The organism is Secundilactobacillus yichangensis (assembly GCF_016861565.1).
Classification (GTDB): domain Bacteria; phylum Bacillota; class Bacilli; order Lactobacillales; family Lactobacillaceae; genus Secundilactobacillus; species Secundilactobacillus yichangensis.
On sequence record NZ_BOLK01000011.1, the window covers coordinates 1 to 17526 of the forward strand.

Here is a 17526-nt window from a genome sequence, read left to right on the forward strand (position 1 = left end):
TCTAGAAACACTGTGAAACGGCCATTTTATTTAACGGCATGTTTGCCAAAAAAGCCTACGACCTTAGTTCCACTATCACTTTATCAAAAAAGTGATGTAATCATCTCCGTCGAGATTGATTACATCACTAATGTTAGTAAGTTTAATTGGGAACACAACATTTGCAGTTTCAGTTTTAGAGTCGAGTGAAGATAATTGACTATGGCGTATATTCTGCCATAATGACGGCAAAATGAAAGTTTTGGGGTGAATACAATGACCAAGCTGACACTAGTAGTACCCACCTATAATTTAAGTCATTACTTCAATGAAGCACTTAAAACGATTGCCAACCAAACCGAAGATTTTGAACTTTGGCTGGTTGATGACCATTCAACGGACGGTACGGCAGAAAAAGCGCTGGATTTTGTGCAGGGAATTCCAATGTTTCACGTGGAACAATTTGATCGTCATCAAGGTGTTTCGGTTGCTCGCAACTTTGGCATTGATCATGCCACTGGAGACGTTATTGCCTTTGCGGATGGCGATGATCGGTTGCATCCGGACTTCGTGAAAACACTGATAAATGGCTTTCAAGAAGACACTCCCGCGGTCACGGTAGGCTATCAGTGGTGGCATACACCGATGGATCAGCGTGATCATTATGAGACACTCTCGCAGAAGGCGATGTTTCGCCAAGCGAGTCAGCGAGGTTCTGAAATTGGCGGTTATATTTGGAATAAGGCTTATTCGTTACCGGCTATCCGGCAGCAGCAGTTACGGTTTGACGAATCGCTGACAATCGCCGAGGACTACTTGTTTACCGCGACGTTTGTTGTCGATAATCCCGGTGTTTATGTCTATGACCCAGCAATTAGATATACAAAGATCAATCGGCCAAACAGTACATTGCGCTCGCGGGGATTTTCGGAACGCCGAGTTGAGGATCAGGTGTTTGATCAAATCTACCGAATGGGCGAACGTTTATAAACAATCATCAGGTGGATTAAATGGGGGTGCATCATGACAGAAAGCAGTATTATGCAACTTAAAGTGACATTAAAAAACGTCAAGCCGGATACGTGGCGTCGGGTATTGGTTCCCACAAGTATTCGGTATGACCAGCTTCATGCTATTATTCAGGTTTTATTCGGTTGGACCAATAGCCATTTACACAGTTTTTCACCAGTCGATGATCCAGCCATTGAATATGGCATTGTTATGCAAGACTTAGATGTGGGTGATGAGATGTTAGATGAGAGTGAAAATTTTGCTTATCCGGATCTCGAGAAAGGTAATGTGATGTATATTTACGACTTTGGTGCCAGTTGGACACACCAAATTGAGTTGGAAAAGATGATCACTATGAAGGCCTTTCTTCAAGCTAAGCATCATCAGCTCCCAGTAGTGTTGGCAGGTAGGGGACCAGAACGAATAGAAGCAACGGGTGATCGGGGTGGCGCTTTTAATGCACAGAAAATTAACGGCTTATTTGGTGAATTTGCCGGTAGTTGGGATGAAGCTTATTGATTTTGGCACGTTTGCATGCTGCAGACGTGCTTTTTAATTGACTGACAGTAATTTTTGGAGATTATCTACGGATTAACTGTTGACGGCTAAATTAATATGCGTTATATTGTATCGGTGGTCGGCAACATAATATGAAAGTCAACTAAAATTTAAACTTAACTGGAGGATTTCCTCATGAAAATTGGTATTATCGGTGCAACGGGACACGTTGGCCAAGCGGTATACAAAGAAGCTGTTGCAAATAACATTGATGCCACAGCAATTGTTCGCGATGCTAAAAAAGCCCAGTCTTTACTGGGTGCAGACGCACAAATCGTTGAAAAAGACGCACTCGCGTTAACTTACGATGACTTAAAGGGATTTGACTACGTTATTGATGCCTTTGCTTCACTTAAGACCTATCAGCACATTGACATGGCAGCCAATCTGATCACGATGTTCCGTGAAAATACGGCAACTAAATTGGTCTTCATCATTGGTGCCAGCACGTTATTGGATGATGATGGCAAGCCAATGATCGATACTGTTTTGAAAAAGTATGCCGGTCAGCCTTGGATTGACGCCCCCGTTCAGCAAAGTCATGAATTTGAATACCTGAAGTGGGTGGATAACGTCGATTGGATCGCCGTTACACCTCAGGATGAATTAAGTGATGGTCCTAAGACCGAATTTAAAATTGGCGGTGACCACCCAATGGTCAATAAAGAGGGGAAACCTACAACATCTACAGGTAACATTGCGGCTGCCATTGTACAAGAAATGAAAGAACCTAAGCATATCAAACAGCGTTTCAGTGTTGTTGACGCCTAATCATACGAGTAGATAAAAACAGCTCGTCCTTTTGCTGTCTCATTTAAGAAAATTGCAAGTGCTTCTTAAGCCTTTCTCAAGCTTCTTTTTGGCTTTTTTTAAGCTCTGAAATCTAAACTGGGTTTAGTTTTAAAGATAAGGAGTGTGAAGCATATGCTGCTTGACCATGATTCTAAAATGATTAACATTATTGCTGCGCAGATCACCAAGGTGTTCTATCCCTTCGTGGTCGCAAAGACTGAAAATGGTGACTATCTCCATATCAATCTATCGGATAAAGAACGTGAAGACCCCCTATTTTGGGACGAATTACGAAGTATCTTGAACGCTAAACTATGGGTACCGGTGGGGCGAAAATACCATCAGTTACTAGATAATGGCTGGCTGGTTTCCGAACCGCAAACGGATGATGGGTGGCTCGTTTCGGAGCCGTAATAACAGTGAAAAGTCAAAAACGTCTTGCTAAGGCATCTGCCAGCAAGACGTTTTTTTGCTGAAAATGAATTGCGTTACAGTAATACCATGCAGTTAGTGATAAGCTAGACATACTGATGTGCTATAATGCCATTAAATTTGAAGCAAGTGAATAAACTTAAACAGTGTTTGAGTTGATAAACTACCAGTCAGTAAATCAGAACGGAGGGACCATAATGAAATTAAGTGTGAAAAAGACTTCAGAACTATCTGTTCCTGAACTACTAGAAATCATCAAAGCCCGAATTAAGGTGTTTGTGGTAGAGCAGGAGTGTCCCTATCAAGAGATCGATGATCAAGATGACAATGCGATTCATATGATCCTTCGTGTGGATGGACAGCTGGCAGCATATACGCGAATCATTCAAAGCCCTAAACGCGGATATATCAGCTTTGGCAGAGTTTTGGTTGTTAAGGAATTTCGTAAACAACACCTTGGCCGGGAAATAGTCAGTGCCACAATTGAAGAAATTAAAGAAGATTTCCCGGGAAATGATATCAAGATTGCTGGGCAAAGTTACTTGCAGAAGTTTTACGAGTCTTTTGGGTTTAAGCCAGTTTCCGACGTTTATTTAGAAGACGGTATTCCCCATATTGATATGCTCCTTAAAGTAGTGTAATAGGGGGTGTTCAGATGAGTGTTATTACAGCGTATATTGAAGAGCAGCCAGCGGAATTTCAACCCCAACTGACGAATGTATACCAATTATTGAAGAACACCTTACCGAATGCTGAAGAAAGAATCTCGTACGGTATGCCGGCATTTTTTCAGCCTAAGGTATTGATTTATTTCGGTGCTAATCAACACCATATTGGTATTTATCCGACAAACGAAGGCATTTCATTCTTTGCGAAGGAACTGGCTGATTATGAAACGACTAAGGGCAGCTGGCATCTGCCGTATGATGAACCGCTGCCTGAACAGCTGATCGTTAAGCTGGCTCAGCACCGGTTAGCGGTAGTGCAGCACGTTTAAATCATGTTCTAAGTGGAAATTAGAGTCCGTTATTTTTGAAAAGTAGTCAAAGAGAGGTACAGCTATTTGTGTGATAGCTGTACCTCTTGTCGTGTTATAAACGGTTAATGATTACTTTAAAGCCCTTGTGGAATCACGTTCGATTACTTTAAATGGTAAGTAATTTTTTTGAACGGGGGTCCCATCAGTTAAAAACTTAATCCCGGCAAGCCCCATATCGTAAAATGATTGGCTAATACTAGTAATTCGGGGCCGTACCATGTCGACCATCTCGGTTCCGTCAAAACTGAGCAGACTGACGTCATCCGGAACCTTGAGCCCAGACTCGGTGATGGCGTTTAACATACTGACTGCCGTTAGGTCACTGGCACAGATGACACAGGTAATTTCGCGTTTCTTGGAATAAGCCTGCCACGCTTTTTCACCGTCGGCATAGGTACAGGTTCCGTACTGGATCCACTCGGGGTCGACATTAAGGTGATGATTTTCCATACACTGCAAGTAGCCCTTGATTCGCTGATTAATGGAACCAGCTGTTGGGATACCCGCCATAGCGATCTTAGTGTGACCCTTTTTAATCATGAGTTCGGTGGCAGCATACCCCATCTGGTAGTTATCGGAAGTTACAAACGGAATGGCAGCGTTTTTGACTGAGGTGGATAAACAAATACTGGGGATGCTGGTGCCATGAAGAATGCTTAACACAGTATCATCCAGTTCCAAGGAGACTAGAATAATGCCCATTACAGCCCGTTCAATCACCGTTCTAATGGCCTTGATCTGTGATTGTTCATCTTGATTACCTGCATGTAGAATAAAAACGTTCAGGTCATCTAAGGCTGCTTTGGATTCGATTGCGTCAATAATATGTTCACTGAAGTTAGACTTAGTGTTTGAAACGATAACTGCAACAATGCGGCTTTTCTGATTCACTAAATCGGCAGCGGAGGTATTACGGACATAGCCCATTTTGTTAGCAGTATCAGTGACCCGTTTAACGGTTTGACTGCTGTGCTGCCCCTTTTTATGAAGAATGCGTGAGACCGTCGCAACAGAGAGGTGGGTCACTTTAGCAATGTCTTTAATTGTGACTCGGTTATCCAATGACATGTTATCAGTCCTCAAAAAAATTTCTAATTTCATTATCTCGCTTCACGCTTAGAAATAGTAGTGGTTTAGCTTAATCTGTAACATCGTTTTAAAGAAAAACTTGTTTAAAGGCATTGTAAACGTTTACACCAAGAACTACAATAGTAGCTGTAAACGTTTACACTAACTTTTTTGGGAGGTGTTTCTTGTGGAAAGCTCACAAGGAAAATTGGGTACTGTTAAGCCGCGTGCAACGGCAAAGGCAGAGAACGCTAATAAGCAAACACATTCCCTACCAAACATTAGTTTAAAGACGATGTTCGCCATCACCTTTGGTTTCTGTGGTGTCAATATGGCGTTCTCGTTGCAAACGTCGCAAATGAGTCGGATTTTTCAAACGATTGGTGCTGATCCAACTAAACTTGGTTATTTCTTTATTTTTCCACCGCTGATTGGTATGATTGTCCAACCAATTTTAGGTAAATTCTCAGATGGTTTCTGGTCACCGCGGTTTGGCCGCCGGATGCCAATCTTAATGTGGGCAGCGCCGCTAGCAGCTATTGTGTTAGTGCTGCTGCCAAATGCCGGATCGTTTGGCTTTGGGTTTGGTTCGCTGGCTGCTTTAATGTTCGGTTCCGTTGCAATTATCTTGATGGATCTTTCAAATAACGCATGTATGCAGCCATTCCGGATGATTATTGGTGACATGGTTAACGAAAATCAAAAGGATCAAGCGTGGTCATGGCAACAAGCCTTCAGTAACGTCGGTGGTGTGTTAGCTAACCTATGCCCCTTCTTCTTAACTTGGATCGGTGTCGCTAACATCGCTAAACGCGGGGTCGTACCGCTATCAGTTCGGTTGTCATTTTACATTGCAGCCATTGTTTTACTCGCTACTTCAATCTATACGATCGTCTCTGTAAAGGAATACGATCCAATTACTTACGCACAGTATCATAATTTTGATCCTAACGAAAAGAAGAAAAAGAAGTCTTACTGGACTTTGATCAAGGAAGCGCCAAAGACTTTCTGGGAAGTTGCCCTAATTCAATTCTTTGCATACTTTGGTATTCAATATCTTTGGACTTACACGACTGGTGCCATTGCACAAAACGTTTGGCACACAAGTAACGCTACCTCTGCCGGCTTTCAATCAGCAGGTAACTGGTATGGTGTTTTAACCTTTGTTCAATCAATTGTCGGCATTTTATACGGGTTCCTCGTGCTTTCTCGTACTAGTCAATACAAGCGGAAATTCTGGTACCGCATTGGTTTGGCCAGTGGTGGTTTAGGGATGATCTGGACTGCATTCACGCATAACCAATACATGCTGATTGCAGCATTCGTTTTGATTGGGATTTGCTTCTTAACGATGCACACTGAACCATTTGCTATCTTCACGACTTCAACTGACGGCGCTAACGATGGTGCCTACATTGGCCTCTTCAACGTCTTTATTTGCTTGCCGCAAATTGTTGCATCGGTCAGCAGCTTCGTGATCTTTCCAATGGTTGGCGATTCAATGCCAACAATGATTGTCATCGGTGGTGTTTCATGGTTAATCGGTGCTGCTTTGATGGACATTATCAAAGTTGAAAAGAAAACAGCTTAATCGTAAAGTTTAGGTAAGAGGGATGAGATAGATATGACAACAGATTCATTTGATTTTACTGACAGCAACCAGCAGGTTCAGGTTGTTTCTGGCAATAAGAGTATGACGTTCTCCGTGATTAAACCAGAGATCGTCCAGGTTTTTCAAGATTACGGTAAAAGTACCCATTCGTACGCGGTTGAGGGTAACAAATCCGTTGACACGAAGTACGCCGTTGCTAAAGATGGTGACGTTATCACCATTAAGACGGATGCATTAACGGTTAAAGTTGATCCTCAGTTGCACGTGGATGTGTACGATGCCAATAATCATCCGCTGGTGGTTCACTATGACGGGCAGCGGGAATCAATCAATCAAAACATTGATGCCGCTCATAAAAAGATCGTTCGTTCTGAAGGCCATGAGGTCGCTGCAGTTGATGAAGCCAGCCACGCATATTATGAAGTGCTTAACCAATTGGATGACGATGAACAGTTCTATGGCTTAGGTGGTAAAACCGGGTTCTTAAACAAGCGCGGTTACGAGTATGATAACTGGAATACTGACGAACCGCGGCCACATATTGAAAGTTTTACTCACCTGTACAAATCAATTCCAATTTTATTTGGGATCAAACAGGGTCACCCATATGGGCTGTTCTTTGACAACACATATCGCAGTCACTTTGACCTAGGTAAGGAAAGCAGCAAGTATTACGTTTACGCAGCTGATGATGGGAATTTGAACTACTACATTCTTGGCGGGGATACGTTAAAGGATGTTGTTGCTGATTATACCTACCTGACTGGTGTCGTACCGTTGCCGCAGCGCTGGATGCTGGGTTATCAGCAGTCGCGCTGGGGCTACAGCATGGACCAAAGCCGGGTTGAAGAAATTGTCGACAAGTTTGAACAGTATCATTTACCGTTGGAAGCCGTTCACTTCGACATTGACTATATGAAAGGTTACCGGGTATTTACTTGGGACACCGATAAGTTTGCTGATCCAAAGGCGTTTCTAACGTCATTGCGGAAGCGCGGCGTGCGGGTCATCCCAATTCTTGATCCCGGTGTTAAACAAGACGATGACTATGAGATTTATCAAGAAGGGCTCAAAAAGGGCTACTTCGCTAAGAACAAAGATGGTTCCGTCTATATCAACCGGGTATGGCCAGGTAAGTCAGCCTTTCCAGACTTTGGGAATCCTGACGTCCGCAAATGGTGGGGCAAGCACTGCAAGTTCTTGCTAGATAACGGTGCTGCTGGTATCTGGACGGATATGAATGAACCTGCAACCTTTGACGGCGATATGCCAGATGATGTTGTGATGACGGATGAGGATCAGCCATCAACGGCGAAGATGATGCATAACGTTTACGGTCATAACATGGCTAAGGCAACGTATAACGGGATTAAAAACGCCACGGGTAAGCGGCCATACGTTATTACCCGTGCAGCGTATGCTGGGACGCAGAAGTACTCAACCGTCTGGACCGGTGATAACCAGAGTCTCTGGCACCACTTACAGATGTCAATCCCGCAATTATGCAACCTTGGTATGAGTGGTTTTAGTTACGCTGGCACCGATATTGGCGGGTTCAGTGCCGACACGACGCCAGAGCTATTAACGCGATGGATCGAAGCAGCACTGTTCAGTCCTTTGTTTAGAAACCATAGTGCTCTGCAAGTTCGAAATCAGGAACCTTGGGTCTTTGGCAAACACGTGCTGGATATTTATCGTAAATTCTTAAACTTACGGTACCGGTTTATCCCATATCTGTATGATTGCTTCCATAATGAGACTCAGGATGGACTACCAGTCATGCGGGCATTGGTATTAAATTATCCCGATGACAGGACAGTTCGTAATATGAATGATGAGTACATGGTTGGTGACGACGTTTTGGTTGCCCCAATTGTTCAGCAAGGCCAAACAGCTCGTGCGGTATATTTGCCGAAGGGTCAGTGGATCGCGCTTGATACAGGCGTTGAATACGCTGGTCAAACAACGATCTTGGCTAACGTGCCACTCGATAAACTGCCAATCTTTATTAAGAAGAATACGTTGCTGCCATGGGGGCAAGAGGTTGAACACATTTCTGATCAACCAGATAAAACCATGACCTTCAGATTATTCGGTGATGCTGCAACTTATACCCACTACCAAGATGATGGTGTAGACTTTAACTATCAAAATGGCGAGTATAACGAATACACCGTAACGGTAAGTACTTCAGGTGATTGCAGTGTCGATCTTACGCACCATGGTTATGATGGTCAATATAAGACGGTTAACGTGCAGCTGAATGATCAGCTTGTGACGTTTAAGTATGATGACAAGACTGCCAAGTACGTTGCAGAAAAGTAGTCGTATGATTTACTGAAAATGCTAAAAACCCCATCAAACAAATCGCGTGTTTGATGGGGTTTTTATTGTCCTATTTTTTAAATACGGAAGGCCTTTTAGTGTTTTAAGGCGCTATATGTCAAAAAGGTCAAAATAATACTCTTTTTTATCTGAAAATCATGAAAAAATAAGGCGGGTTCAAAAAAGTGCTATTTTCACTTGGTAAGTATTGCACTAGTTATTTAGTTGGCAAAGGCAGTATAAATCCACTGAACAACGGATTTTCCTTTGGTGCTGACCGCACTGGAAGGGACCGTTGGCTGTTTACAGTCAACGGTGTAGATCCAGCCGCGGGAACCCGTAGAGTCAGCTAAATTATTGATGCTGTTGAAGTAGGGATAACCGTTGACCGGTTGGGAGAAGTAAGGAATGTCATTTTCTTGAAAGTAGCGCTTGGAAACATCGAAAATGGTGTCACTATCCCGCCAAGAGATAGTGCGAGGAATCGTAAAAATCTTTTGAATTGACGTATTTTGGTGACGGTATTCGGATGGGGTTAAACCAGTGCGCTGCTTGAATATCTTGGTAAAGTAGCTGGTTTGCTGGAATCCAGTTTGGTTAGCAATATAGTTGATGGGTAGCTTTGAAAGTGCCAGCTTTTCGCTTGCAATCGCTATTTTTCGGTAGTTGATATAGTCGATGAAGTTAACGTCCAGATGCTTTTTAAAGATGCGACTGAGATAGGAAGGGGACAGAAAGACTTCATGTGCCACGGTTGAAAGTGAAATGGTGTGTCGGATGTTCTTTTCAATGTACTGAATCGCAGCGTCAATACTTTGGTTGACCCCGTCGTCGTCTTGCAGATTATTTTCTGTATTATGATACTTGTTCCGATCAGTCTTGACCGGCTGAGTGGTAATTTGATTACCTTCTGTTTTTGAAGTCTGCAAAAAAGTGTTAAAGTAACGAATTTGAGAGAGCTGTTCTGAATCCAGTGCGTCCCAAACTGTGACAGTAATGTTGAATTCCGGCTCCAGCAACTGATTGAAGATATTTTCTAAGTAGCTGCGGGATAGGTAAATGCGTTGCTGGGACACGTTCACCGAATTACAAATAATAAAGCCCCATAATCGGTGCTCAATGGTTACGGGAAAGATGGCATAGACTTTAAAACTGTCGAAATTAATGTTTTGCTGAACTTCGCTCAATCCCGAAAATACAGTATTATCCTTAAGAAGCTGTTCATCTAAAGAGTAGAAAACAGTATCAATCTGAGTGATACCCGAAAACGTTGCAACCGCTCCAGCGAGTGTGCGGTAGTCCTCTTTTTTTAATGGATAGTCGATCATAAAAGGGTCCTCCTCCAAACGACTATGATAGTTTCTTCACGTGCACAGCATAAATAACGTAAGCGCTATCAAGTCTTGCGCAACTGATTCTGAAATAATTGCAACTTTAGTTTAACATATTTTTTAAATAAATTTGTATTATTTCACACTAATGCAATAATATTTTGAAAGCGTTTACTTTTTTTGACATTGGAAAAACCACTTGCTTAAAATATCACAAGTAATATCACCTATAATGTAAGTGTTTTCAAAACTAATTGGAATTGCATCGAAATTTAGACGGCAACGATATTTTACCGTTTATTGTCTAATATCGCTGCAGTTCCAAATTTTAGGAGGAAGCTCTAATGAACCAAGAAGCTTTAGGATTAATCGAAACGAAAGGTCTAGTTGCCTCAATTGAAGCAGCCGACGCAATGGTCAAGGCCGCAAATGTCGACCTAGTGGGCCAAGAAAAGATTGGTCACGGGTTAGTCACAGTTATGGTCCGCGGTGATGTTGGTGCCGTAAAAGCAGCTGTTGATGCAGGTGTTCAAGCTGCCGAAAATATCGGTGAAGTTTTATCTAACTACGTCATTCCACGTCCACATAGCGATGTTGAAAAGATTCTTCCAGATCCTAAGAAACTCTCCGCTGAATAGTCAGGATACCTGATTTTAGATAGGAGATTAGGGTATGAGTAAGAATAAAGACGCGTTAGTTGAGCAGGTAATGGGTGAGCTTCTCAAAAAGGGAATCTCACTTAAAGATAAAAATCAGTCAAATGCATCGGGAGGATTCGAAATGAATGATTTTTTAAACTCTACTAGTGTTGTCCCTGAGTTTGTTGGAACTCGTAAAATCGGTGACACCATTGGTATGTGTATTCCCAGTGTTGACCCAACTCTGTTAGATCAACTTCACATTACAAAGCGTTACTCTGTACTTGGTATTCTTAGTGCTCGTTCAGGTGCCGGTCCACATATTATGGCGATGGATGAAGCGGTTAAGGCAACCAACACAGAAGTTGTCGATATCGAGTTACCACGTGATACAAAGGGCGGCGCTGGTCATGGTTCTTTGATTCTTGTTGGTGGGTATGACCCTTCAGACGTTCGTTCAGCTATCAATGTTGCATTGGATAACTTGAGCCGGACATTTGGGGACGTTTATAACTCTGCTGCTGGTCACTTGGAATTACAATTTACTGCCCGTGCTTCAGGTGCTTGCCACATGGCATTTGGTGCTCCTGAGGGTAAAGCTTACGGTTTGATTTGTGGTGCCCCTTCTGGGATCGGTGTTGTTATGGCCGATACTGCTATTAAAACTGCTGGCGTAAACGTACTTTCCTTTGCTTCTCCTTCACACGGGACAAGCTTCTCAAACGAAGGTATGGTTCACATTAGCGGCGATTCAGGTGCCGTTCGTCAAGCTGTTATGGCTGGTCGTGAAGTTGGCCTTAAACTTTTGGCTGAACTTGGCGAAAAGCCCGTAAATGATTTTCCATCATACATTAAGTAGCAGGGAGGAGGAACAATATTGAAACGTCAAAAAAGATTTGAAAAATTAGAGAAACGTCCAGTACATCTAGATGGGTTCGTTAAGAACTGGGACGATGAAGGTTTAGTTGCTCTTGATGGTAAGAATGATCCCAAACCAAGTATTACGATTGAAAACGGTGTTGTTACTGAAATGGATGGTAAGAAGAAGGAAGACTTCGACCTTATCGACAAGTACATCGCCGAATATGGGATTAATCTAGACAACGCTGAAAAGACTTTAAACACGGATTCAGTTAAGATCGCCAACATGATGTGTGACCCTAATGTTTCTCGTGATGAAATTATTAAATATACTACTGCTATGACACCAGCCAAGGCTGCTGAAGTTATCAGTAAATTAAACTTCGCTGAAATGATCATGGCTACCCAAAAGATGCGTCCACGTCGGACACCTATGACTCAAGTCCACGCCACCAACACTTTGGATAACCCAGTTGAAATTGCTGCCGATGCTGCCGAAGCTGCACTTCGTGGAGTTCCTGAAGAAGAAACCACCACTGCCATTGCTCGGTACGCACCTATGAATGCCATTTCAATCATGGTTGGTGCTCAATCAGGTCGTCCTGGTGTTATCACTCAATGCTCCGTTGAGGAAGCCGATGAATTGAGTTTAGGGATGCGTGGGTTTACCGCTTATGCCGAAACCATTTCAGTTTATGGGACTGACCGGGTCTTCACTGATGGTGATGATACTCCTTGGTCAAAAGGTTTCTTAGCTTCTTGCTACGCTTCACGTGGGTTGAAGATGCGGTTTACTTCAGGTGCCGGTTCAGAAGTTATGATGGGCTACACTGAAGGTAAATCAATGCTTTACCTTGAAGCACGTTGCATTTACATTACCAAAGCTTCAGGTGTACAAGGTCTGCAAAATGGTGGTGTTAGTTGTATCGGGATGCCAGGTGCCGTCGTAGGTGGAATCCGTGAAGTCTTAGGTGAAAACTTACTATGTATGTCACTTGACGTTGAATGTGCTTCTGGTTGTGACCAAGCCTTCTCTCACTCTGACATTCGTCGGACTGGCCGTATGATTGGTCAATTTATCGCCGGTACTGATTACCTGTCATCAGGTTATGCTGCCGAGGAAAACATGGATAACACCTTCGCCGGTTCAAACATGGATGTTTTGGACTACGATGACTACATCACTTTGGAACGTGATTTGGCTATCAATGGTGGTATCATGCCAATCACTGAAGAGGAATCTATCAAGATTCGTCACAAGGCTGCCGTTGCCATTCAAGCCGTCTTTGATGGTTTAGGCTTACCACAGATCACTGATGAAGAAGTTGAAGCTGCAACTTATGGCAGTAATTCAAACGACATGCCAAAACGTGACATGGTGCAAGATATGAAAGCTGCTCAAGATCTGATGACCCGTGGTGTTACTGTTGTTGACGTTATCAAGGCCTTATATGACCATGATATCAAGGATGTCGCTGAGGCTGTGCTTAAGTTAGCGCAACAAAAGGTTTGTGGTGACTACCTGCAAACATCCGCTGTCTTCTTGGATGGTTGGAAGTGTACTTCAGCTATTAACAACGCTAACGATTACAAAGGCCCAGGTACTGGTTACCGTGTATGGGAAGACAAAGACAAGTGGGATCGTCTAGAGAACGTTCCGTGGGCTTTGGATCCTCAGAAGTTGGAATTCTAACCAGTCAGGTCGAAGGGAGGTAAGCACAGTGAGTTCAGAAATCGATGAAACATTGTTAAGAAATATTATTAAAGGCGTTTTAAGTGAAGTTCAAAATACTGATACGCCAATTTCCTTTGGTAGCCAAGGTGAAACAACCGCAGTCGCTGGTGCCCAGAAAGGTGCCGCACCGGAAAAGAAGTTGGATTGGTTCCAACACGTTGGCATTGCCAAGCCAGGTTTGTCTAAGGATGAAGTTGTGATTGGTGTTGCTCCAGCATTTGCTGAAGTGTTAACGCAAACCATGACCAAGATCCAACACAAAGACATCTTGCGTCAAGTTATCGCCGGTATTGAAGAAGAAGGTCTTAAGGCCCGTGTTGTTAAGGTTTATCGGACTTCAGACGTTTCCTTCGTTTCTGCCGATGTTGACAAGTTGTCAGGATCTGGTATTTCAGTTGCCATTCAATCTAAGGGGACAACGATCATTCACCAAAAGGATCAAGCACCGTTGTCAAACCTTGAATTGTTCCCACAAGCTCCAGTTTTGACATTGGACGCATACCGTCAAATCGGTAAGAACGCTGCCCAGTACGCAAAGGGTATGTCACCAAACCCAGTGCCAACGATTAACGACCAAATGGCCCGTGTGCAATATCAAGCACTTTCAGCTTTGATGCACATTAAGGAAACGAAACAGGTTGTTGTCGGGAAGCCTGCCGAAGAAATTAAGGTAACCTTTTAATTGAGGAGGATTTATTAATATGAGCGAAGTAGATGACTTAGTAGCTAGAATTGCTGCTCAGCTACAAAAAAGTGGAAACACTTCTAGTGCGTCAACTAGTGCTGGTACTTCAACTGGTTCCGAAAAGGAATTAGGCCCAGCAGATTATCCATTATATCAAAAGCATCCAGAAAAAATTAAAACACCAACTGGCAAAAACGTTGATGAAATTACCTTGGAAAACGTTGTTAACGGCAAGGTCGACTCAAAGGATATGCGGATTACACCCGCAACCCTGAAGTTACAAGGTGAAATTGCCGCTAATGCTGGTCGGCCATCAATTCAACGGAACTTCCAGCGGGCTTCTGAATTAACTTCAGTTCCCGATGATGTCGTTTTGGATTTATACAACTCATTACGGCCATTCCGTTCAACGAAACAAGAATTATTAGATACCGCCAAGGAACTTCGTGAGAAGTACAACGCACCTATCTGTGCTCACTGGTTTGAAGAAGCTGCCGAGAACTACGAAGTCAACAAGAAGTTGAAAGGCGATAACTAGTTAGGGGTTTTTAGTATGACACGTGTAATTGGTGTTGATATCGGGAATTCCTCTACAGAAGTTGCGCTTGCTGATGTGTCTGACAGTGGTGAAGTAAATTTCATTAATTCTGGAATTTCCGAAACAACTGGCATTAAAGGTACCAAGCAAAACTTGATTGGGGTGCGTAAAGCCATCCAAATCGTTTTGCAAAAGTCAAATATGCAAATTTCCGATGTTGATCTGATTCGGATCAACGAAGCAACGCCCGTTATTGGTGATGTTGCGATGGAAACCATTACCGAAACGGTTATCACTGAATCAACGATGATCGGCCACAACCCGGGTACGCCTGGGGGTGTCGGTACCGGTTCTGGCTACACGGTAAAGTTGCTGGATCTGTTGAATCAAACGGATAAGGAACGTCCCTATGTCGTTATCATCTCGAAGGATATCGATTTCGCTGATGCTGCAAAGCTGATCAACGCTTATGTTGCTTCTGGTTATAAGATTGCCGCTGCCGTCCTGCAAAGTGATGACGGTGTGCTGGTCAATAATCGGTTGGATCATGAGATCCCAATCGTGGATGAAGTTTCACAGATCGACAAGGTACCACTGAACATGCTTGCCGCGGTTGAAGTTGCACCGCCTGGCAAAGTAATCGCTCAGCTTTCTAACCCATATGGTATCGCGACACTGTTCAAACTCTCTTCTGAAGAGACTAAGAACATTGTGCCAGTTGCCCGGGCCTTAATTGGGAACCGCTCCGCCGTTGTTATTAAGACGCCTGCAGGTGATGTTAAAGCCCGTGTTATTCCAGCCGGCAAGATCCTGATCAATGGTCAGCCAAATGGTCATGGTGAGGTTAATGTTGCGGCTGGTGCCGATGCCATCATGAAAAAGCTGAACGAGTTTAACAGCATCGATGATATTACCGGTGAATCAGGTACTAACATTGGTGGTATGCTTGAAAAAGTTCGTCAAACGATGGCTGAATTGACCAATAAGCAAAACAAGGACATTGCTATTCAAGACTTATTAGCTGTTAACACGTCCGTTCCCGTAACGGTTCGTGGTGGTCTGGCTGGTGAATTCTCGATGGAGCAAGCCGTTGGAATTGCCGCAATGGTTAAGTCCGATCACTTACAAATGCAAGCGATTGCAGACCTCATGAAAGACGAATTTCACGTTCAAGTTGAAATCGGTGGTGCAGAAGCTGAATCAGCTATCCTTGGTGCCTTAACGACACCTGGGACGACAAAGCCGATTGCCATTCTGGACTTGGGTGCCGGTTCAACCGATGCTTCAATTATCAACAAGAAGGATGAAAAGGTTGCTATTCACTTGGCTGGTGCCGGGGATATGGTCACCATGATCATCAATTCTGAACTTGGGTTGGAAGATCCATACTTGGCTGAAGATATTAAGAAGTATCCGCTGGCTAAGGTTGATAATTTGTTCCAGTTACGGCATGAAGATGGTGCTGTTCAATTCTTCGAAGATCCATTACCTGCTGATTTATTTGCCAGAGTTGTGGCTGTTAAACCGGATGGTTATGAACCGCTTCCTGGTAATTTGAGTATTGAGAAAGTTAAAATCGTACGTCAAACGGCTAAGAAACGGGTATTCGTAACTAACGCAATTCGTGCTTTACACCACGTTAGCCCAACAGGTAATATCCGAGATATCCCATTCGTGGTCATTGTCGGTGGTTCTGCCCTCGACTTTGAAATTCCACAATTGGTCACCGATGAATTATCACATTATAACTTAGTTGCAGGTCGTGGTAATATTCGGGGGATTGAAGGCCCACGAAACGCCGTAGCAACTGGATTAATTCTTTCATATGCGAGCGAGAAGAGGGGATAGTATGGCTTTTGATTCTGAACGTCCGTCAATTATTTTGGCGACACCAACGGGTACTAATGGCCAGCTTCCATCAGTTCTTAAACCAATGCTCAACGGTATTGAAGAAGAACAGATTCCTTTTCAGATTCTCGATATGGAAGGCGATTCAGCAGTTGAACGTGCCTATAATGCTTCAGTTGCTTCACGATTATCAGTGGGGGTTGCGTTTGACGATGCGCACATCATTGTGCATTACAAGAACTTAAAACCCGAAAGTCCACTGTTCGATGTTGCTATCACGGATGCTGCATCCATTCGTAAAGTTGGCGCAAACGCCGCTCGACTGGTCAAAGGAGTTCCATTCAAGAAATAAAGACAGGTGACTATTTTATGCAATCAATTGGATACCTTGAAGTAGAGGGTCTTCCTGGCGCGATTGTCGCGGCAGATAGAATGCTTAAAACAGCCGATGTTGATCTTAAATATGTTGAAAATACTAAGGGCGGTGGCTGGATTACAGTCTCTGTCACAGGTGATGTTGCTGCTGTTCAAGCAGCCATCGAAGCTGGGATCGGTGAACTGGGTGATAACGTTTACTGTTCAGACGTTATTGCTAACCCCGCACCTGGTATTGAGACCTTAGGTAAGAATGATGCAATTAAGGGCAATCATTTAGATGACAAAGGACCGGATGATCCGCAAGGACCAGATGATCCAAAGGGTCCTAACGATCCTAAAGGTCCAGATGATGGTAAGGGACCAGACAATGGTCCTGCCCCAAAGGACACCCCTAAGCCAAAAGATGATTCATTGGCGGCATCACCGGTGGAAGAATCGACTAATACAATCGATAAGGCTGGAGGAGCAAATGCTGCTCCTTTAGCTATTTCAAAAGCAAAAACACCAGATGCCAAGCAAAAGGAAGCACCCACGTCAGGAAAGTCGGCTTCGGCTAAGACTTCTGACGAAAAAGAAACAAAGAAAGCTACATGCAACTTATGCGGCGATCCTGCTTGCCCACGCAAGATGGGTGAACCCCACAAGAAATGCATTCATTACGAAGAATTAAAAGGCACCACAAAATAGGAGGAATTA

18 protein-coding genes are annotated in these 17526 nt (G+C 43.5%); 16 read left to right on the forward strand and 2 right to left on the reverse strand.

Annotation, left to right across the window (positions count from 1 at the left end):
- Nucleotides 1-255: 255 nt before the first annotated feature.
- The 6 genes from JUE95_RS08990 (at nt 256) to JUE95_RS09015 (ending at nt 3769) form a co-directional block, all read left to right on the forward strand.
- A complete protein-coding gene (locus JUE95_RS08990; protein WP_203650833.1) occupies nt 256-969 on the forward strand; it encodes a glycosyltransferase family 2 protein in 714 nt (237 codons plus the stop codon).
- Nucleotides 970-1002: 33 nt separating this feature from the next.
- Nucleotides 1003-1509, forward strand: coding sequence for a plasmid pRiA4b ORF-3 family protein (locus JUE95_RS08995; RefSeq protein ID WP_203650834.1), 507 nt, complete (start codon nt 1003-1005; stop codon nt 1507-1509).
- Nucleotides 1510-1683: 174 nt separating this feature from the next.
- Nucleotides 1684-2319 carry an NAD(P)H-binding protein gene (locus JUE95_RS09000; RefSeq protein ID WP_203650836.1) on the forward strand — a complete coding sequence of 212 codons (636 nt, stop codon included), beginning with the start codon at nt 1684-1686 and terminating at the stop codon, nt 2317-2319.
- Between the two features lie 153 nt (nt 2320-2472).
- Nucleotides 2473-2754, forward strand: coding sequence for a hypothetical protein (locus JUE95_RS09005; RefSeq protein WP_203650838.1), 282 nt, complete (start codon nt 2473-2475; stop codon nt 2752-2754).
- A gap of 215 nt (nt 2755-2969) precedes the next feature.
- A complete protein-coding gene (locus JUE95_RS09010; protein WP_203650840.1) occupies nt 2970-3413 on the forward strand; it encodes a GNAT family N-acetyltransferase in 444 nt (147 codons plus the stop codon).
- Nucleotides 3414-3427: 14 nt separating this feature from the next.
- Nucleotides 3428-3769 carry an iron chaperone gene (locus JUE95_RS09015; protein WP_203650842.1) on the forward strand — a complete coding sequence of 114 codons (342 nt, stop codon included), beginning with the start codon at nt 3428-3430 and terminating at the stop codon, nt 3767-3769.
- A 111-nt stretch (nt 3770-3880) separates the two neighbouring features.
- On the opposite strand, the gene JUE95_RS09020 is transcribed toward JUE95_RS09015, so the two are convergent.
- On the reverse strand, nt 3881-4912 hold the full coding sequence (locus JUE95_RS09020) for a LacI family DNA-binding transcriptional regulator (RefSeq protein ID WP_203650844.1): 1032 nt from the start codon (nt 4910-4912) through the stop codon (nt 3881-3883).
- Between the two features lie 145 nt (nt 4913-5057).
- Between JUE95_RS09020 and JUE95_RS09025 the strand changes: the two genes are divergently transcribed.
- Both JUE95_RS09025 and JUE95_RS09030 read left to right on the forward strand, forming a co-directional pair.
- Nucleotides 5058-6470 carry an SLC45 family MFS transporter gene (locus JUE95_RS09025; protein ID WP_373305683.1) on the forward strand — a complete coding sequence of 471 codons (1413 nt, stop codon included), beginning with the start codon at nt 5058-5060 and terminating at the stop codon, nt 6468-6470.
- Nucleotides 6471-6503: 33 nt separating this feature from the next.
- Nucleotides 6504-8816, forward strand: coding sequence for a glycoside hydrolase family 31 protein (locus JUE95_RS09030; RefSeq protein ID WP_203650846.1), 2313 nt, complete (start codon nt 6504-6506; stop codon nt 8814-8816).
- Nucleotides 8817-9037: 221 nt separating this feature from the next.
- Here JUE95_RS09030 and JUE95_RS09035 read toward each other — a convergent pair whose 3' ends face one another.
- Nucleotides 9038-10144 (reverse strand): helix-turn-helix domain-containing protein, encoded by a 1107-nt coding sequence (locus tag JUE95_RS09035; protein WP_203650848.1) that lies wholly within the window; start codon nt 10142-10144, stop codon nt 9038-9040.
- Between the two features lie 347 nt (nt 10145-10491).
- Between JUE95_RS09035 and JUE95_RS09040 the strand changes: the two genes are divergently transcribed.
- From JUE95_RS09040 to JUE95_RS09075, 8 genes are read left to right on the forward strand one after another with little or no spacing between them, the layout of a single operon-like run.
- Nucleotides 10492-10785 (forward strand): BMC domain-containing protein, encoded by a 294-nt coding sequence (locus tag JUE95_RS09040; RefSeq protein ID WP_054707976.1) that lies wholly within the window; start codon nt 10492-10494, stop codon nt 10783-10785.
- Nucleotides 10786-10819: 34 nt separating this feature from the next.
- Nucleotides 10820-11644: a propanediol utilization microcompartment protein PduB gene (gene pduB, locus JUE95_RS09045; RefSeq protein ID WP_203650850.1), complete on the forward strand. Its 825-nt coding sequence runs from the start codon at nt 10820-10822 to the stop codon at nt 11642-11644.
- A gap of 18 nt (nt 11645-11662) precedes the next feature.
- Nucleotides 11663-13339 carry a propanediol/glycerol family dehydratase large subunit gene (locus JUE95_RS09050; protein WP_203650852.1) on the forward strand — a complete coding sequence of 559 codons (1677 nt, stop codon included), beginning with the start codon at nt 11663-11665 and terminating at the stop codon, nt 13337-13339.
- 28 nt (nt 13340-13367) lie between these two features.
- Nucleotides 13368-14063: a propanediol/glycerol family dehydratase medium subunit gene (locus JUE95_RS09055; RefSeq protein ID WP_203650854.1), complete on the forward strand. Its 696-nt coding sequence runs from the start codon at nt 13368-13370 to the stop codon at nt 14061-14063.
- A gap of 19 nt (nt 14064-14082) precedes the next feature.
- Nucleotides 14083-14604, forward strand: a complete 522-nt coding sequence (locus tag JUE95_RS09060; protein ID WP_203650856.1) for a diol dehydratase small subunit — start codon at nt 14083-14085, stop codon at nt 14602-14604.
- Nucleotides 14605-14619: 15 nt separating this feature from the next.
- Complete coding sequence (locus JUE95_RS09065) at nt 14620-16452, forward strand: diol dehydratase reactivase subunit alpha (protein WP_203650857.1); 1833 nt, start codon at nt 14620-14622, stop codon at nt 16450-16452.
- Between the two features lies 1 nt (nt 16453).
- On the forward strand, nt 16454-16804 hold the full coding sequence (locus tag JUE95_RS09070) for a glycerol dehydratase reactivase beta/small subunit family protein (RefSeq protein ID WP_203650862.1): 351 nt from the start codon (nt 16454-16456) through the stop codon (nt 16802-16804).
- Nucleotides 16805-16821: 17 nt separating this feature from the next.
- On the forward strand, nt 16822-17517 hold the full coding sequence (locus JUE95_RS09075; protein WP_203650863.1) for a BMC domain-containing protein: 696 nt from the start codon (nt 16822-16824) through the stop codon (nt 17515-17517).
- Nucleotides 17518-17526: the final 9 nt, after the last annotated feature.